Raw genomic sequence first — 17,850 nt, forward strand, 5'->3', positions numbered from 1 at the left:
GAGGACCCCCGGCGGGGTGAGGTACCGCAGGTGGGCGTCGTGGTCCAACCCGGCGCCCTTGGCGAATCGCCGAAGTGGAGATGGGCGAGTCCCGGAAACCGCTCCGTCCTCGCGTGGCGCGCGGGGCCGTCGACGCCGTCGACGCCGTCATGGGTTTTCAGAGCCGTACGGCTCCGCCGCGCGAGGTCCGTGCCGTCGCCGGCCGGCATCGCGAACCCGGCCTGCCAGGTGGCGGCCCTGGCCGGCGCGGAGGCATCAGTGCCCTGCCACGGGGAAGGAGCCCGGAGCAGGAGGTGGATGTCATGGAAGCGCTGGGAATCGACATCGGCGGATCCGGGATCAAGGGTGCGCCGGTGGACGTCGTCAAAGGTGAGCTGACCCGGGAGCGCCTGCGGATCCCGACGCCCGTCCCCGCCACCCCCAAGGCGGTGGCCGCGGTGGTCGCGCAGATCGTCGAGCACTTCGGCTGGACCGGCCCGGTCGGCGTGACCTTCCCCGGGGTCGTGACCGCCGGGATCACGAGGTCGGCCGCCAACGTGGACGAGGCGTGGATCGGCGAGGACGCGCGGGCGCTGTTCGCCAAGGCGACGGGCCTGCCCGTGGTGGTGCTCAACGACGCCGACGCGGCCGGCACGGCCGAGATGGCGATCGGCGCGGGCCGGGGAAAGGACGGCGTGGTGCTGGTGCTGACCTTCGGCACCGGGATCGGCAGCGCCCTGTTCGTCGACGGCCGCCTGGTGCCCAACACCGAGCTCGGGCACCTGGAGATCAGGGGCAAGGACGCCGAGAAGCGGGCCTCCGACCACGCGCGTGAGGATCACGAGCTGAGCTGGGACAAATGGGCGGGGCGGGTCGAGGAGTATCTGCAGCACGTCGAGGCGCTGTTCTCCCCCTCGCTGATCATCATCGGCGGCGGGGTCAGTAAGAAGTCGGAGAAGTTCCTGCCCAAGGTGCGGGTGCGCACCCCGGTCGTGCCGGCCACCCTGCAGAACGAGGCCGGCATCGTGGGAGCGGCCATGGCCGCCGTGAAGTCCTGAGGAGTCCGTACGGCAGTCGCGGCCATGGCCACGGCGAGGCCCGGGGATTCTGCGGCATATGTCGGAAAGGCCACTCTGATTTTGATCTTCTTTTGACGGACACGCTCTCTGACCTGGGTAGGTAGCGATCGATAGCAAGATCGTATCTGCGGGAGACGGAGAGACGTGATGCAGTCGACGGGAGTCCTGACCCGCTGGGTCGTGACGGCCGGGGTGGCGGCCGTCGTGGTCGCGGGGGCGGCGTGGCCGGCTGTGGCGTGGGGAGACGACCAGGAGGTGAGGCTCTCGCCGTACCGGGTGCGGCCGGGGCAGGACGTCGAGATCGCGGCGCTGGAGTGCGACGGGCCCGCCTTCGCCCAGTCGGCGGCCTTCCGGAACGAGGTGGAGCTCGGCGGCCCGGGGTTCGAGGACGGCGCGGGGTTCGGAGAGGACGGTTCCGGCGGTTTCGGCGACGGCTTCGGTGACGAGCCCGGGGACGGCTTCGGCGACGGACCCGGACGCGGGTTCGCGGACGGGCCCGGTGACGGCTTCGGGGACGGTTTCACGGACGAGGCCGGTGACGGCTTGGGGGGAGGGCCTCCTGTCGCGGTCGGCTGGGCGCAGGTGGACTACGACGCGCCGTGGGGTGCCTACGCCGTGGAGGTGGACTGCCAGGGCGACACCCACTACGGGGAGCTCTACGTGGTCGGCGGTTCCGGCCCCAACACCGGTGGCGGCGGCCTCGCGCTGGCCGGGCGCGCGCACGGGGCGGCGGACGAACAGGGGGAGAGGCCGGCCGCTGTGCTCGGCTGGGGGATCGGCGCGGTCGCCGTCCTCGCCGGTGCCGGTGGGCTGACGCTGATGAGGAGACGCCGGGTGGCGGGGCGTGGCTGAGCTCCGGACCGTGACGGCCCTGGGGCTGGGGGCCGTCCTCGTGCTCACCGGTTGCAGGGCCGTGGGGGGCAAGAAGGCGGATCCCGCCCTGGTCCGCGCCCTGCCGGTCGCGGCCCCCGCCGTGCCGCGGCCGGGTGCGGCCACCGCGCCCGCCGCCCCGGGGAAGGGCGGCTGGCCCCGGGCGCTGCCCCGGTTCCCGGGCGCGTCCGGTCCGGTGGCGCTGGTGGTGCCGCGTGCGGAGGTGAACGCCCCCGTCACCCCGATCGAGTCCGGTGTGGACGGCGCGCTGGAGCCCCCGTCCCTCGATCAGGCCGACCTCGTCGGCTGGGACCGCCTGGGGCCGGCGCCCGGCGAGCCGGGTTCCGCGGTCGTCGTCGGTCACCTCGACACCAGGACCGGGCCCGCCGTGTTCGCCGGGCTGTCACGGGTGCGCAAGGGGGACGCGGTGGTGGTGACCCGTGAGGACGGGACCGCCGTGGTCTTCCGGGTCTCCGCGACCGAACGGGTCCGCAAGTCCGCCTTCCCGGTGAAGAAGGTCTACAGGTCGTTGCCGCATCCGACGATCAGGCTTGTGACCTGTGGCGGCGCCTATGACGTCGAGCGCCACTCCTACGACGACAACCTGATCGTCTACGGCGATCTCGCGGGCTGGTACCGCCTGTCGGACTTCTCCCGCGCCTGACCCTCCGGCGGCCCCGGCGGGGACCGGCCGCCTGACCCTCCGCCGACCTCGGCGGGGACCGGCCGCCTGCCCGTCAGGCGGCTTCGGCGGGACCGGCCGCCTGCCCCGCCGGCATGGCGCGCACGACCCGGCGCCGGGGGACCTTTGAAACTTTCATCGGGTTCGAAAAGCGTTCGGTGAGGTCAGGGGCGGCGACGGTCCCGGCACGGGCCCCCCGGCGGGCAACACGCTGTACACACGCCTGAAACATCCGGACTATGGGAGCGCTCCCACCCTCGTCCTGGAGATGATCACGAATGAGAGTTCATCCGCGCCGTCAAGCCTGGCGCAATCGGGCGGTGACCACGGCGGCCCTGCTCGTGGCCGCGGCCGGTCTCGCCACCGGGCAGGCCGCCACGGCACACGCCGCAGTCTCGTGCGACGTCGCCTACAGCACCAACGAATGGCAGGGCGGTTTCACCGCCAGCGTCACGGTCAAGAACCTCGGTGACGCGCTCACCGGCTGGACCCTCGGCTTCGCCTTCCCCGGCACCCAGCAGGTCCAGCAGGGCTGGTCGGCGACCTGGAGCCAGACCGGCAACCAGGTCACCGCGAAGAACCTCGACTGGAACGGCAACCTCGCCACCGGCGCGTCGACCAGCATCGGCTTCAACGGGTCGTGGAGCGGGAGCAACCCCAAGCCCACCGCCTTCACGGTCAACGGCGTCACCTGCGGCGGGCAGCCGCCCGTGAACCAGGCTCCGACGGTCAGCCTGACCAGCCCGGCGAGCGGCGCCTCCATCCCCGCGGGCTCCGCCGTACCGCTCGCGGCGACGGCCGGTGACGACGGCGCGGTCAGCAAGGTCGAGTTCTATGTCGACGGCACGCTCGTCAACACCGACACCTCCGCCCCGTACGGCTACTCCGCGACGGGCGTGGCGGCGGGCAGCCACACCGCCAAGGCGAAGGCCTACGACAACGGGACCCCGGTGCTGTCCACCGAGACCGCCGCGGTCCCCTTCACCGTCGGCTCCGACGGGGGCACCGCGGCGATCGTCGCCTCCGCGACCTCGGTCAGCGTCCCCGAAGGCGGCTCCAAGACGGTCGGCTTCAGGCTCAGCAAGGCGCCCACCGGCAACGTCACGGTCAACCTGACCAAGACCGGCGACGCCGACCTCACCATCGCGCCCTCCACGCTCACCTTCACCTCCGCCAACTGGAACACGGCGCAGAACGTGACCGTCTCGGCCGCCCAGGACGCCGACCAGACCGACGGCACCGCCACCATCGCGGCCGCCGCCACCGGGCACACCGGTGTCTCCGTCACCGCGACCGAGTCCGACGACGACGTCGTCACGCAGCCCGGCGAGCACGTCGAGAACCCGTACGCCGGGGCCACCGGCTACGTGAACCCCGACTGGGCGGCGAAGGCCGCGGCCGAGCCGGGCGGCGACGCGGTGGCCGACATCTCGACCGGCGTGTGGCTCGACCGCATCGCCGCCATCGAGGGCACCGCCTCCGCCAGGGGACTCCGCGCTCATCTGGAGGAGGCCCTCAGGCAGGACGTGACCAACGGCAGCAAGCCCCTGACGATCCAGTTCGTCATCTACAACCTGCCCAACCGCGACTGCTCGGCGCTGGCCTCCAACGGTGAGCTGCTCATCGCTCAGAACGGCCTGAACCGCTACAAGACCGAGTACATCGACCCGATCGCCGCGATCATGGCCGAGCCGAGGTACGCCGCGCTCCGGATCTCGACGGTCATCGAGATCGACTCGCTGCCCAACCTGATCACCAACCTCAACGTGCCCAAGTGCCAGGAGGCCAAGACGAGCGGCGCCTACGTCGACGGCGTCCGCTACGCCCTGAACAAGCTGCACGCGATCAAGAACGTCTACACCTACATCGACGCCGGGCACCACGGCTGGCTGGGCTGGGACACCAACTTCGGCCCCTCCGCCGACCTGTTCGCGAGCACCGTCTCCGGCACCACGGCCGGTTTCGACAGCGTCGACGGCTTCATCACCAACACCGCCAACTACTCGGCTCTGAAGGAGCCGCACTTCACCATCAACACCTCCGTCAACGGCACCACGGTGCGCCAGTCGCGGTGGGTCGACTGGAACTTCTACGTCGACGAGCTGTCCTACGCCCAGGCCTTCCGGACCCTGCTCATCCAGAAGGGCTTCAAGCCGGGCCTCGGCATGCTGATCGACACCTCCCGCAACGGGTGGGGCGGTACGGCCCGCCCGGCCGCACCCAGCACCTCCACCGACGTGAACACCTTCGTCAACCAGTCGCGGGTGGACCGCCGCATCCACGCCGGCAACTGGTGCAACCAGAGCGGCGCCGGCCTCGGCGAGCGCCCGCAGGCCAGCCCCGCCGCCGGCCTCGACGCCTACGTCTGGATCAAGCCCCCGGGCGAGTCCGACGGCGCCAGCAAGCTCATCCCCAACGACGAGGGCAAGGGCTTCGACCGGATGTGCGACCCGACCTACACCGGCAACGAGCGCAACGGCAACAACATGACCGGCTCCCTGGCGGACGCCCCGCTCTCCGGCCAGTGGTTCTCGGCGCAGTTCCGTGAGCTGCTCAGGAACGCCTACCCCGCCCTGCCGTAACCCCTGATCCCGGGCCCCCGCTCCGGCGGGGGCACCCGGAGGTCCGGCGGCCGGACGAGTACGGCCCCGCCACTCCCCGCGAGGGAGCGGCGGGGCCGTACGCTTCGCGCGGGACCGTACGCTTCGCCGGGAGGCGGCCTCCAGCGGGCGCGGCCGTCTGTCCTCCACGGGCCGCGGTCGTTTATTGGGATGCGGTCGCGCGGCGGCTCAGGCACGATGGGCGGTTGGCTCCTGACTTGCGGGCTGAAAGTATCCTGAAAGCAGTATGGGAACGCCTCCGTTGACATCTCCACTCGCCGAACTCCACGCACGCCTGCCCGAGCTCACGCTGCGCGATCAGCGGCGGCTGCGGCGCCGGCTCGACGGCGCGCGCAAGGTCAGAAACCGCGCCGCACAGCAGAAGATCGCCGCGGAGATCACCGCCGACATCGAGAAGGCCGAGCGCCGGGTGGCCGCCCGCAGGGCCGGGGTGCCGGTGGTCACCTACCCGGAGGCGCTGCCGGTCAGCCAGCGCAAGGACGACATCCTGGAGGCGATCCGCGACCATCAGGTCGTGATCGTCGCCGGCGAGACCGGTTCCGGCAAGACGACCCAGCTCCCGAAGATCTGCCTGGAGCTGGGCCGGGGCGTCCGGGGCCTGATCGGCCATACCCAGCCCCGCAGGATCGCCGCCAGGACCGTGGCCGAGCGGGTCGCGGAGGAGCTCGACACCCAGCTCGGCGACGCCGTGGGCTACAAGGTGCGCTTCACCGACCAGGTGAGCGACGGCACGCTCGTCAAGGTGATGACCGACGGCATCCTCCTGGCCGAGCTGCAGACCGACCGCGACCTCGACCAGTACGACACGCTGATCATCGACGAGGCGCACGAGCGCAGCCTCAACATCGACTTCATCCTCGGCTACCTCAAGCAGCTCCTCCCGAAGCGGCCGGACCTCAAGATCATCATCACCTCGGCCACCATCGACCCGGAGCGCTTCTCCCAGCACTTCGGCGACGCCCCGATCGTCGAGGTCTCCGGCCGGACCTATCCGGTCGAGGTCCGCTACCGCCCGGTCGCCGAGGACGACGACCAGATCCAGGCGATCAGCAACGCCGTGGACGAGCTGTGCGCCGAGGGGCCGGGCGACATCCTGGTCTTCCTCAGCGGCGAGCGCGAGATCCGCGACACCGCCGACGCGCTGTCCAAGCGCAAGGACGCCGAGATCCTCCCGCTGTACGCCCGGCTGTCGGCGGCCGAGCAGCACAAGGTCTTCCAGCGGCACTCCGGCCGCCGGGTCGTGCTGGCCACCAACGTGGCCGAGACCTCGCTGACCGTGCCCGGCATCAAATACGTGGTCGACCCCGGGTTCGCCCGCGTCTCCCGCTACAGCCACCGCACCAAGGTCCAGCGCCTGCCGATCGAGGCGATCTCCCAGGCCTCGGCCAACCAGCGCAAGGGCCGCTGCGGCCGTGTCTCCGAAGGCGTCTGCATCCGGCTGTACGAGGAGGACGACTTCCTCACCCGGCAGGAGTTCACCGACCCGGAGATCCTGCGCACCAACCTCGCCTCGGTCATCCTGCAGATGACCTCGATCGGCCTGGGCGACATCGGGGCCTTCCCCTTCGTCGAGCCGCCGGACCAGCGCCAGGTCAAGGACGGCTACGACCTGCTCCAGGAGCTGGGCGCCTTCGACCAGGCCAGGCAGATGACCCCGCTCGGCCGCAAGCTGGCCGGCCTGCCGGTGGACCCCCGGCTGGCCCGCATGGTGCTGGAGGCCGACCACAACGGCTGCGTCCGCGAGGTCATGGTCATCGCCGCGGCGCTGTCCATCCAGGACCCGCGTGAGCGCCCGGCCGAGAAGCAGCAGGCCGCCGACGACAAGCACCGCCGCTTCGCCGACAAGGAGTCGGACTTCGTCTCCTACCTGAACCTGTGGGAATACCTCCAGGAGCAGCAGAAGGAGATGTCCTCCAGCGCGTTCCGGCGCCTGTGCAAGTCCGAGTTCCTCAACTACCTGCGCGTACGCGAGTGGCAGGACGTCTACAGCCAGCTCCGCCAGATGTCGAAGTCCCTCGGCGTGACGCTGAACAGCACCCCCGGCGACGAGCAGAAGATCCACATCTCCCTGCTGTCCGGTCTGCTGTCCCACGTCGGCGTCAAGGACGTCGACAAGAAGACGGCCAACGACGGCCCCCGCCGTCCCGTCGCCGAACCGCGCAAGCCGTTCACCGAGTACATCGGCGCCCGCAACGCCCGCTTCGCCATCTTCCCCGGCTCCGCGCTGGCCAGGAAGCAGCCACTGTGGGTCATGTCCGCCGAGCTGGTGGAGACCTCCCGCCTCTGGGCCCGGGTCAACGCCAAGATCGAGCCCGAGTGGGTCGAGCCGCTCGCCCAGCACCTGATCAAACGCACCTACTCCGAGCCGCACTGGGAGAAGAACCAGGGCGCGGTGATGGCCTACGAGAAGGTCACGCTGTACGGCGTGCCGATCGTGGTCCAGCGGAAGATCAACTACGGCCGCATCGACCCCGAGCTGAGCCGCGAGCTGTTCATCCGGCACGCTCTGGTCGAGGGCGACTGGGAGACCCACCACGCGTTCTTCAAGGAGAACCGGAGGCTTCTCGAGGAGGTCGAGGAGCTGGAGGAGCGGGCCCGCCGCCGCGACATCCTCGTCGACGACGAGACGCTGTTCGACTTCTACGACCAGCGCGTCCCCGCCGACGTCGTCTCCGGGCGCCACTTCGACTCCTGGTGGAAGAAGACCAGGACCGACCAGCCCGACCTGCTCAGCTTCGAGAAGTCGATGCTGATCAGCGAGTCGGCGGGCGACGTCAGCCAGCGCGACTACCCTGACGTGTGGCGCCAGGGCGGCCTGCGCTTCCCGCTGACCTACCAGTTCGAGCCGGGCACCGACGCCGACGGCGTCACCGCGCACATCCCGCTCGCCCTGCTCAACCAGGTGAACGTCGAAGGCTTCGACTGGCAGATCCCCGGCCTGCGCGAGGAGCTCCTCACCGCGCTCATCCGGGCCCTGCCCAAGAACATCCGGCGCAACTTCGTGCCCGCCCCCAACTACGCCAAGCAGGTGCTCCAGCGGGCGGAGCCCACCCAGGAGCCGCTGCTCGCGGTGCTGGAGCGGGAGCTGCTCAACCTCACCGGCATCCAGGTGCCGCGCGAGGCGTGGCAGTCCGACCTCGTCCCCGACCACCTGAAGATCACCTTCCGGGTGATCGACGGCCGTAAGCACAAGCTGGCCGAGAGCAAGGATCTGGCCGACCTTAAACGGCGGCTCGCGCCCAAGCTCCGCCAGACCCTCTCAAGGGCCGCCGACGGGCTGGAGAAGTCGGGCCTGACCACGTGGAACGTGGGGGAGCTGCCCAAGACCTTCGAGCAGCGCCGGATGAAGGCCTATCCGGCGCTGGCCGACGAGGGCGCCACGGTGGCCGTGCGGATGTTCGAGACCGAGGCCGAGCAGCGCCGCGCCATGTGGGAGGGCACCCGCCGGCTGCTGCTGCTCAACACCCCGTCCCCGGCCAAGTGGGTGCTGGGCCGTCTGAACAACCAGGCGAAACTCGCCCTCAGCCGCAGCCCGCACGCCGGTGCCACCGCCCTGTTCGATGACTGCATCGCCTGCGCCGCCGACGAGCTGATGAGCCAGTACGGCGGGCCGGTCTGGGACGAGTCCGCTTTCACCGCCCTGCACGACAAGGTCCGCGCCGAGCTCTTCGACACCACCGCCGAGGTGGTCGCGAGAGTGGAGGGCATCCTCCGGGTCTGGCACTCGGTCGCCACCCTCCTGCCCGACGCCCGGTCCACCCCCGCGATCGAGGACATCCGCGACCAGGTCGCCGACCTGGTCTACCCCGGCTTCGTCACCGACACCGGCTGCAAACGCCTGCCGGACCTGCTCCGCTACCTCAAGGCGGCCGAGCGGCGGCTGGAGAAGCTGCCCGACGACCGGCTCCGCGACGAGGAGCGGATGCACCAGATCCACGACCTCGAGGACGACTACCACGACCTGGTCGAGAAGCTTCCCCCCGCCCGCCGTTCCGACGACGACGTCCGCCAGATCCGCTGGATGATCCAGGAGCTCAGGGTCAGCTACTTCGCCCAGACCCTCGGCACCCCGTATTCGATCTCCGACAAGCGCGTCCGCAAGGCCATGGACAACCTGTAGGGCAGACACCGGCCCTGACCGCGGCCGGCCCCGCGTACAAGGAATCCGCCACGGCTGTGGAAGAACGCTGTCGCGGGCCGCCGGAGGTGGGGGGACTACAGGAAGATCGAAGTGTCCAGCTCGAAGTCGACGGGGGAGGGGATCCGGACGGGTTTGCCGATCTGGGTCTGAGTGATGGTCTGGTAGGCGCCGTCCTCAGGGTCGCTGAGGACGGTGATCATTGGGGGCGAGGCCACTGGATCGATGATCAGCATGATCGGAATGCCGCAACCCGCATAGATCCGGGGCTTCGTGGCGCGGTCCGTCTCCATGCTCCCTGGCGAGACGATCTCGGCCACCATGATCAGTCCTGAGGAGAGGATCTCCCGGTCCCCCCAGAGCGGAGCGTCCCTGAGGGCCAGGCAGTAGTCGGGGATCACGGTGTCGCGTGGCCCCTCGATGCAGACGTCGACGTTTCCCGCAAAGCTCTCCCAGTCGTTTTCGTCCAAGATGGGGAGCAGTGCGAAGGCCAGGTGCATGGCGATGCGGCCATGCCGGGGGATGCCAGAAGGACTCAAGATGAGATTCCCGTCGATGATCTCAGCGCGGAGGCGGAGAGTGGGGGGAAGAGACTCGAAGAACTCCCTCGGTGTGGGGGGTAGTGGGTGGTCTTCCGCGGGGGTATGCCGAGGGAGTCGTCCCTGCGCTGTCATCACCATGGGTTCATGCCCCTTCGTGTTCGAACAAACACCCTAAGTGTTCCATGGGGTTCCCCGGGGAACGCGAGATATGCGCAACGGTTATCGGCGCGCGACCGGGTGCAGACACATCTCGACAGGTCGTACTCCGGTAGGACCTGTCCGGCGTGCCCCGCCGTACTCCCATAGGATCGGGGAACCGGACGGAGGGGGAGCATCGTGGTGCGGGCGCTGGTGTTCGATGTCGGGGAGACGCTGATCGACGAGACGCGGATCTGGTCACGCTGGGCCGACCGGGTCGGTGTCACCCGGTTCACGATGCTCGGCGTGCTGGGCGGCATGGCCGCGCTCGACAGGTCCTTCGAGGAGGCCTTCCAGCTCGTCAGGCCCGGCTTCGATGTCGAGGCCGAGCAGGAGGCCTGGAAGCGGGACGACCCCGACGGGCTCCGGGTGAACTTCGACGCCGACGACCTCTATCCGGACGTGCGGGCCGGCCTGGCCGCGCTGCGCGACCTGGGGTTCGAGGTGATCATCGCGGGCAACCAGCCGCCGCAGGCCTACGACGCGTTGGCCGCGATGGACCTGCCCGTCGACGCGATCCACACCTCCGACGGCTGGGGCGTCTCCAAGCCCGATCCGGGGTTCTTCGCCAAGGTCGTCGCGGTGTCGGGCCGGGAGCCCGGGGAGATCCTCTACGTGGGCGACCGGCTCGACAACGACGTCCGTCCCGCCCGTGCGGCCGGTATGTGGACGGCGCTGATCCGCCGGGGTCCCTGGGGTCATCTCCACGCCGCGCGCCCCGAGGCGGCTGAGGCCGACTTCGTCGTCGACGACTTCCCCGCCCTCGTCGCGGCGCTGACCCACAAGACGGCCGGGTGACCACTGCCGGCCACCGGCGGGCGGTCACCGGTGGCGGGCCGCCGGTGGTGTCCCCTGCCGGGGGACCCGCCGGTGACCAGGCCGGGGTCCGAGGTCCCGCGTCAGGCGTCGGGGTCGATGTGGATGGCGCGCTCCTCGGCTGACAGGTCGCCGTCGTCGGCGCCGACATCCCGGGCGTACTCCTCGGACGTCTCGTCCGGGCCGATGCCCTCGTCCGGTGCCACGAGGCGGTTCCCCTCGCGCGGCGCCCGCTCGTGGTCCGGGGCCTCGCGCCAGAGGCGTTCGTCGAGGGTGTCCCGGTGCTCGGGGTCGTCCGCACGGATCTCGTGGTTGAGGCCGAGGTCGTCGGTCCACTCCTCGACCTCGACCGCCTGCTCGTCGCTCAGACCCTTACGGTCTGGGGGCATTTCACTCATATCGCCGCCCTACCCGTTCTGTCGCGGAAAACCCCCCGGTCAGAGTCCGGTGGCGGCCCCGATGACCGATCGCGGATCGGCCGCCCCGGCCAGGACGCCCGAGGGCAGCAGGTCGATCAGGTGGGCGTGGCCGAAGGCGGAGCCGTACGGCGCGGCGCCGACGGGGTGGCCCCGGTCGCGCAGGCCGTCGCTCCACGGGCCGCCGGCCTCGACCTCGACCATGGCCTGGTCGGGGGCGTCCCAGGTGTCGAAGCCGGTGCCGCCGGAGGCCAGCCGCCAGCGGGCGGCGCCGATGGCCTCACCGGGTGTCTGGCCGTGGGCGAGCAGCCGGGTCAGGATCTGGAGCAGGATCTGCGGCTGGGCGTCGCCGCCCATCGTGCCCACGACCGAGCGGAGCGACCCGTCGGGGCGGGTGACGAGGGCGGGCACGAGGGTGTGCGGCGGGCGCCGGCCGGGGCCGTACTCGGCGGGGTGGCCCGGGACCAGCGAGAACCCGATGCCGCGGTTGTGCAGGTTGATGCCGGTGCGAGGCTCGAAGACCATTCCGCCGAATCCGGCGGCGTTGGACTGGATCAGCGAGACGCCCATGCCGTCGCCGTCCACCGCGCACAGGTAGGTGGTGTCGCCCGGCGAGGTGAGGTCGCGGACCACGACCCGGCGGTCCGGGTGGATCAGGGCGCGGCGCGCGGCGGCCGAGCCCAGCGCCTCCTCGACGGAGGCGCCGTCGAACAGCACCTCCGGCCGGTCGTGCCCGGCCATCCGCGCGGCCTCCACCAGCAGATGCGCCCAGAGCGGGTCGGCCGGGTCGGAGGGCAGGTCGAGTCCCTCGGCGATGTCGAGGGCCAGCAGCAGCAGGTATCCCTGCGAGTTGGGCGGCATGGTCCACACGTCGTGCCCGAAGGCCCTCACCCGCAGCGGATCCACCCATTCGGCGCTCTCCTCGGCGAGATCGTCCTCGGTGTACTCGCCGCCGCCGACCTCGAGCAGCCCCCGGCCGAACTCGCCGAGGTAGAACCCGTCGCGGCCGTCGGCCAGGGCCTCCAGCGCCCGCGCCACCCCGGGCCGCCTGATCAGGTCGCCGGCCTGCCGGGCCGAGGCGAAGTCCTCGCACAGCGGGCCGACCGTCTCCAGGGCGGGGATCATCAGCGGCGAGGCGGGGAAACCGTCACGGGCGTGCCCGATCGCCGGTGCCAGCACCTCTGCCGCCGTCAGCCTGCCGTACCGGCCGTGCAGGGCCAGCCAGCCGTCCGCGCAGCCCGGCACCGGGGTCGAGCGGACGTCGTGGCGGTGCGGCATGCGGTCGTGCCCCTCGGCGCGCAGCCGCTCGGGGTCGGCGCCCGATCCGGCCCGCCCGGAGGCGTTGAGCGCCGCGGGCGCGCCGGTGCCGTCGTGGACGAGCGCGAACAGATCGCCGCCCAGCCCGCACATGTGCGGGGCGGTCACCGCCAGCACGGCGTTCGCCGCGATCGCCGCGTCGGCCGCCGAACCTCCCCGCTCCAGCATGGCCACACCCGCGCTGGAAGCGAGGTGATCGACCGTACAGACCATTCCAGAGCGCGCATAACGGGTGTTGAGCATGACGAGAGCGTACGGCTTCCTTTACCGGACATTGAACGAGTGGTCCGCCGCCACCCGACGGGGATGCGCGACCGTGGCGCGCGGCGGCCATGTCAGGCGGCGGCGGCCACGGGCTCGTCGCGCTGGACGAGGGCGGCGTAGGGGCCGTCGGCGGCGAGGAGCTGGGCGTGGGTGCCGCGCTCGACGACGCGGCCGCGGTCCAGGACCACGATCTGGTCGGCGTCGCGGACCGTGGACAGGCGGTGGGCGATCGTGATGGTGGTGCGGCCGTGCGACAGGGTGTCCAGGGCTTCCTGGACGGCGCGCTCGGTCTGCGTGTCGAGGGCGCTGGTGGCCTCGTCGAGGATCAGCACGGGCGGGTCGCGCAGCAGCGTGCGGGCGATGGCCAGGCGCTGCTTCTCGCCGCCGGAGAACCGGTAGCCGCGCTCGCCGACCATGGTGTCGTAGCCGTCGGGCAGCGACATGATGTGGTCGTGGATCCGGGCGGCGCGTGCGGCCTCGACGAGCTCGGAGTCCGTCGCGGAGGGCTTGGCGAAGCGGAGGTTGTCGGCGATCGAGGAGTGGAACAGGTAGGTCTCCTGGGAGACCACCCCGACCGTCTCGGCCAGCGTCTCGAAGGTCAGGTCGCGCACGTCCACGCCGTCGACGGTGACCCGGCCGCCGGTCACGTCGTAGAGACGGGGGAGCAGGTAGCTCAGCGTGGTCTTGCCGGAGCCGGTCTCGCCCACCACGGCCAGGGACGTGCCCGCCGGGACCGTGAGGTTCACCTCCGACAGGGTCGGGGCCTCGCCGTAGGAGAAGTCCACGTGTTCCAGGCGGACCTCGCCGCGCACGTCCGTCAGCGTCCGGGTGCCGGGGTGGATGTCCACCGACAGGTCGAGATACTCGAAGATCCTGGCGAACAGGGCGAGGGAGCTCTGCACGTCCACGCCGAGGCGCAGCAGCGACACGGTGGGCCGGAACAGGTTCATCTGGAGTGTGGTGAAGGCGACGACGGTGCCGATGGAGACCGCCGAGGTCAGCCCGGTGGCCCAGTAGATCATCGCGGGCATGGCCGCCATGATGATCTGGATGGTGGACTGCCGCCAGCGCCCGGCCATGCTGGAGCGGACCTCCAGGTCGGCCAGCTCGTCGGAGGCGGTGGAGAAGCGCCGGGTGAGCTCGGGGCCGCGGCCCATCGTACGGCCCAGCAGGATCCCGCTGATCGACAGCGATTCCTGGACCATCGAGGAGAGGGCGGCCATCTTCCGCTGCCGCTCGGAGGTGATCCTCCTGCGCTCGCGGCCGACCCTGCGGCTGATACCGACGAAGACGGGCAGCAGCAGCAGTGACACGACGGTCAGCCGCCAGTCCAGGACCAGCATCGCGATGATCGTCGCCACCACGGTGGTCAGGTTCGAGACGATCGAGGCGGCGGTGGAGGTGACCACCGACTGCATGCCGCCGATGTCGCTGGCGATGCGCGACTGCACCTCGCCGGTGCGGGTGCGGGTGAAGAAGGCCAGGGACATGCGCTGGAGGTGGCCGTACACGGCGGTGCGCAGGTCGTGCATGACGCGCTGGCCCACGGTGGTGGAGATCAGCGTCTGGACGACGTCGAGCACGCTGGTGGTGACGGCGACCGCGACCATGCCGAGTGCCAGCAGCGTCAGCAGGCCGGTCCTGCCGTTGGGGATGGCGTCGTCGAGCACCTCGCGGAGCATGAACGGCGACGCGAGGGAGACCAGCGAGGACAGCGCGATGAGGGCGCCGACCACGGCCAGCCGGCCTCGGTAAGGGCGGAACAGGGCGACGATGCGCCCCAGGGGTGCGCGGGGTTCGTCGTTCATGTCCGGTATTTCGTCCCGGGGGACTTCTCTGGTTCGCTCAGCCATGCAACTCCTTTGTGATGTTTGCTCAAACAGAGGTTAGCTCACAATCATTCCCGCGGACAATGAGATAAGTTCAGGGGCGTGGAGACGGAACTGGCCGATCTTGTGCACGGCGTCGGCCATCGACTGCGGCGCGGTTACGGCGAGCGGCTCGGGCCGCTCGGGTTGAGCCCCGGCCAGGCGCGGGCGCTGAGAGTGATCGCCGACGCCGAGCCGCCGCTCAAGATGGTGCAGCTCGCCGAGAGGCTCAGGATCGTGCCGCGCTCGGTCACCCCCGTCGTGGACGCCCTGGAGGAGGCCGGCCTGGTCCGCCGGGAGGTCGATCCGGCCAGCCGCCGTTCCACCCTGCTGGTGATAACCCCCGAGGGCAGGGTGGAGTACGGCCGGGTGCGCGAGGCGCGCAGGAAGGTGGCCGAGGAGCTGTTCGCGGTGCTCACCCCCGAACAGCGGGAGCAGTTGCGGGACCTGTTGAGCGTGGTCGACCACCAGACCGGTTAGCGCCCGTCAGTCCCACCGGTCCGTCGGGAGGATACGGGTGTCCGGCAGCGGGAAGTGCTCCCGGGCCGGCGGGACGGGGTGAGGTCGGGGTAGGCGGCCTCGATCTCCCGGCGCGGGCCGATCCGGATCACCCGGTCGCCCCGGACGGCGACGGCGCCGTCGACGGGCGGCTCGCAGACGGGGAGGACGAGGGGCGCGATGTGCACGACGACCGGCGGGAGCGCACGCGTGCCGATGCCGTGGCCCGCACGCGTGGGCATAGACACTCCTGGCTGTTTGTCCCTTTAGAGAGATTAAGGGCATCGACCTGCCGATCTCAAATGTCGCATCGGCGGACCGCGGCGCGGCACGTTTTCCTACACCTGACAGATGACCTTCCTACAGAAGATGATTGATCGCTGCTAAAGCGGTCTATAGCGTCATTTGTCGTGACTCGACCCCCCAGGTTACTGAAAGCACTGATCGCAGCGGTGGTGCTGATCCCGATCGGCATCGCCTCCGTCCCCGCCGCCGCCGACCCCTCTCCCCAGCCCGAGCATCCCTGGCGCCTGAACCACTGGCCCCAGACCCAGCCCTGGCAGCAGGACGGACCCGCGGCCACGCTGCGCGCCAAGCCCGGCGGCCCGGCCCCGATCGACCCGCAGAACTGGAAGAACCCGGACCACATGACGTGGGCCGACTACAAGAAGCCGCCGGGCACCACCTGGGCCGATCCCGCGGTCAAGGGTTCCAAGCGCACCTTCCGCGGCGCGCTGGTCCTGCTCGACTACCCCAACCAGCCGTTCGTGGTCACCCAGCCCCAGGGGTCGACGGTCTTCAAGAACCCCAGCGCCGAGGCCCACGACATCCCACGCGAGCAGGTCGCCGGGTTCTACAAGGACTTCCTCAACACCCCCAACCAGCTCAACCGGGGCCACACCATCCACGAGTACTGGATGGAGGACTCCGGGGGCCGTTACGGCGTCGACCTGACCGCCTTCGGCCCGTACCAGATGCCGGGCAAGTCCCACGAGTACGCCATGGAGTTCCAGGCGGGCACCGGCTGCCCAGCGGGCGACAGCTGCGACAAGAACATCAGGACCGACGGGCGGGCCGCGTGGGTCGGCGCCGAGGGCCCGGAGATCCCCGCCGGGTTCGACTTCGTCTTCTTCCTGAGCGCCGGCCAGGACGAGTCGGCCACCTGGCAGGAGTTCGGGCCGATCAAGTTCCCGGCCAAGGAGGCGGTGACCGACGACTTCGGCCCGCCGGACCCGGCTCTGCCCAACTGGGCCGATACCCGGTACGTGGAGTGGACCTCCTGGGCCTCGGCCTCCTCCATCTGGCCCAACGCCGGCGGCGGATCGTCCACCCAGGCCGAGAGCTCGGGCCAGGGCGTCTACGCCCACGAGCTCAGCCACATCCTCGGCATCGGCGACAACTACAACAACCCGTTCGGGGTGCCGCCGCGCCGGGCCTACACCGGTATCTGGGAGATGCTCAGCCGGGGCAGCTTCAACGGGCCGGGCGGCCCGCACAGCCGCTGGATGATCCCGCCCACCGGCGGCGGTTCCATGGGCGCCCAGCACATGCTCCGCAACAAGATCAAGCTTGAGATGGTGGACGAGCGGAACGTGCTGCGCCTGTCCCGCGCGGCGCTGGCGGAGTCCGGTCTCGTCGTGGCCAAGGTGACCGCCCGGGTGGCCCAGCCGGGGCCGACCGGCCTGTCCGGGGTCAACATCGCCTTCGGCGACGGCGACCGCAGCCCCGCCTGCGTCGTCGCCACCGACCCGTTCTGCGACGGCGGCGGCTACGACAACTACACCGTCGAGGTCGTCGACCGGATGGGCGCCGACTCCTTCACCCCCGACTCCGGCGTGCTGCTGGCCAAGACGAAGAACGCCGACCGCGCGCCCTTCGAGTGGGTCGTCGACGCCAACCCCCAGGACATCGGCATGACCGACTACGTCCTGCCCGACGGCACCGCCGTGCCCATCACGATCGGCGACTACCGCCAGCTGTCGGACGCCCTGTTCCACGCGGGCGCCGACTCCGGGTCCGAGTTCGAGTACGTGGACGAGGCCAACAGGCTCCACTTCTACGTCCTCGACCTGCAGCGTGACCGCGAGGGCATCCTGTCCTACACGGTGGCCGTCCGCTCCCTGGACGGCGCCGGGCCGCAGAGACGCGGCGTGAAGCTGCTGCCCGCCGCCGGGATCCCCGACGGCAAGGGCCTGTCCTCCTGCCGGTTCCCGCTGTTCAACACCGGCAGGTCCGCCCCCGCCCAGGGGCAGCACCCCGAGGACGTGAGCGGCTACCTCAAGAGCGACGTCTACCGGCTGTCGGCCACCGTCGAGGGCGGCGGCTGGACGGCCTCGGTGCCCAACCGGCTCGCCACCGCCGATTTCGGCAAGCAGGCACTGGTGGACGTCAAGGCCCAGCGCGCCTCCGGGGGCAGCCGCCTGGCCAAGGTCACGCTGACCGCCACCTCCGAGAGCGACCCGTCCAAGACCGCCAAGGCCACCTGTCACGTGATCGGCCTGTAGAGGGCCCTGCGGAAGGCCGCAGGAGTCCCGGAAGGGCGGTGACGGGGTACGGCGGGCC

13 protein-coding genes are annotated in these 17,850 nt (G+C 70.7%); 8 read left to right on the forward strand and 5 right to left on the reverse strand.

The genetic code is table 11. The features are described 5' to 3' along the window. The first annotated feature begins 302 nt into the window (after positions 1-302). The 5 genes from ppgK (at position 303) to hrpA (ending at position 9,351) form a co-directional block, all read left to right on the forward strand. Positions 303-1,037, forward strand: a complete 735-nt coding sequence (gene ppgK, locus BM085_RS29580) for a polyphosphate--glucose phosphotransferase (RefSeq protein WP_093890158.1) — start codon at positions 303-305, stop codon at positions 1,035-1,037. A gap of 168 nt (positions 1,038-1,205) precedes the next feature. Continuing rightward, positions 1,206-1,910, forward strand: coding sequence for a hypothetical protein (locus BM085_RS44725; RefSeq protein ID WP_093890159.1), 705 nt, complete (start codon positions 1,206-1,208; stop codon positions 1,908-1,910). Further along, complete coding sequence (locus BM085_RS29590; RefSeq protein ID WP_093890160.1) at positions 1,903-2,592, forward strand: class F sortase; 690 nt, start codon at positions 1,903-1,905, stop codon at positions 2,590-2,592. Before BM085_RS44725 ends, BM085_RS29590 begins: the two co-directional genes overlap by 8 nt. Before the next feature lie 338 nt (positions 2,593-2,930). Continuing rightward, positions 2,931-5,192 (forward strand): glycoside hydrolase family 6 protein, encoded by a 2,262-nt coding sequence (locus BM085_RS29595; RefSeq protein WP_425443283.1) that lies wholly within the window; start codon positions 2,931-2,933, stop codon positions 5,190-5,192. Positions 5,193-5,457: 265 nt separating this feature from the next. Beyond that, positions 5,458-9,351 (forward strand): ATP-dependent RNA helicase HrpA, encoded by a 3,894-nt coding sequence (gene hrpA / locus BM085_RS29600; RefSeq protein WP_093890162.1) that lies wholly within the window; start codon positions 5,458-5,460, stop codon positions 9,349-9,351. A gap of 95 nt (positions 9,352-9,446) precedes the next feature. On the opposite strand, the gene BM085_RS29605 is transcribed toward hrpA, so the two are convergent. Further along, positions 9,447-10,049 (reverse strand): Uma2 family endonuclease, encoded by a 603-nt coding sequence (locus BM085_RS29605; protein ID WP_093890163.1) that lies wholly within the window; start codon positions 10,047-10,049, stop codon positions 9,447-9,449. Between the two features lie 198 nt (positions 10,050-10,247). On the opposite strand from BM085_RS29605, the gene BM085_RS29610 reads away from it, so the two are divergent. Next, entirely contained in the window at positions 10,248-10,907 is a 660-nt protein-coding gene (locus tag BM085_RS29610) for an HAD family hydrolase (RefSeq protein ID WP_093890164.1), read from the forward strand. A gap of 101 nt (positions 10,908-11,008) precedes the next feature. Here the strand turns inward: BM085_RS29610 and BM085_RS29615 are convergent, their stop codons facing one another. The 3 genes from BM085_RS29615 to BM085_RS29625 form a co-directional block, all read right to left on the reverse strand. Continuing rightward, positions 11,009-11,314, reverse strand: coding sequence for a DUF5709 domain-containing protein (locus BM085_RS29615; RefSeq protein ID WP_245789770.1), 306 nt, complete (start codon positions 11,312-11,314; stop codon positions 11,009-11,011). Positions 11,315-11,362: 48 nt separating this feature from the next. Then, positions 11,363-12,901: a gamma-glutamyltransferase family protein gene (locus BM085_RS29620; protein WP_093890166.1), complete on the reverse strand. Its 1,539-nt coding sequence runs from the start codon at positions 12,899-12,901 to the stop codon at positions 11,363-11,365. Between the two features lie 92 nt (positions 12,902-12,993). Next, entirely contained in the window at positions 12,994-14,730 is a 1,737-nt protein-coding gene (locus BM085_RS29625; RefSeq protein WP_281249878.1) for an ABC transporter ATP-binding protein, read from the reverse strand. Positions 14,731-14,853: 123 nt separating this feature from the next. Between BM085_RS29625 and BM085_RS29630 the strand changes: the two genes are divergently transcribed. After that, a complete protein-coding gene (locus BM085_RS29630) occupies positions 14,854-15,270 on the forward strand; it encodes a MarR family winged helix-turn-helix transcriptional regulator (protein ID WP_031168644.1) in 417 nt (138 codons plus the stop codon). Here the strand turns inward: BM085_RS29630 and BM085_RS29635 are convergent. Beyond that, positions 15,267-15,530: an imidazolonepropionase-like domain-containing protein gene (locus BM085_RS29635; RefSeq protein ID WP_093890168.1), complete on the reverse strand. Its 264-nt coding sequence runs from the start codon at positions 15,528-15,530 to the stop codon at positions 15,267-15,269. The genes BM085_RS29630 and BM085_RS29635 overlap by 4 nt on opposite strands. Positions 15,531-15,698: 168 nt before the next feature. On the opposite strand from BM085_RS29635, the gene BM085_RS29640 reads away from it, so the two are divergent. Beyond that, the gene (locus tag BM085_RS29640; RefSeq protein ID WP_245789771.1) at positions 15,699-17,792 is read left to right on the forward strand and encodes a M6 family metalloprotease domain-containing protein; all 2,094 of its coding nucleotides are present in this window, start codon (positions 15,699-15,701) and stop codon (positions 17,790-17,792) included. Positions 17,793-17,850: the final 58 nt, after the last annotated feature.

This window comes from Streptosporangium canum, assembly GCF_900113865.1.
Classification (GTDB): domain Bacteria; phylum Actinomycetota; class Actinomycetes; order Streptosporangiales; family Streptosporangiaceae; genus Streptosporangium; species Streptosporangium canum.

Coding starts and splice junctions, on each gene's coding strand:
- BM085_RS44725 (WP_093890159.1), top strand. CDS start 1,206: ATGCAGTCGACGGGAGTCCTGACCCGCTGGGTCGTGACGGCCGGGGTG.
- BM085_RS29635 (WP_093890168.1), bottom strand. CDS start 15,530: ATGCCCACGCGTGCGGGCCACGGCATCGGCACGCGTGCGCTCCCGCCG.
- ppgK (WP_093890158.1), top strand. CDS start 303: ATGGAAGCGCTGGGAATCGACATCGGCGGATCCGGGATCAAGGGTGCG.
- hrpA (WP_093890162.1), top strand. CDS start 5,458: ATGGGAACGCCTCCGTTGACATCTCCACTCGCCGAACTCCACGCACGC.
- BM085_RS29625 (WP_281249878.1), bottom strand. CDS start 14,730: ATGAACGACGAACCCCGCGCACCCCTGGGGCGCATCGTCGCCCTGTTC.
- BM085_RS29615 (WP_245789770.1), bottom strand. CDS start 11,314: ATGCCCCCAGACCGTAAGGGTCTGAGCGACGAGCAGGCGGTCGAGGTC.
- BM085_RS29620 (WP_093890166.1), bottom strand. CDS start 12,901: ATGCTCAACACCCGTTATGCGCGCTCTGGAATGGTCTGTACGGTCGAT.
- BM085_RS29605 (WP_093890163.1), bottom strand. CDS start 10,049: ATGGTGATGACAGCGCAGGGACGACTCCCTCGGCATACCCCCGCGGAA.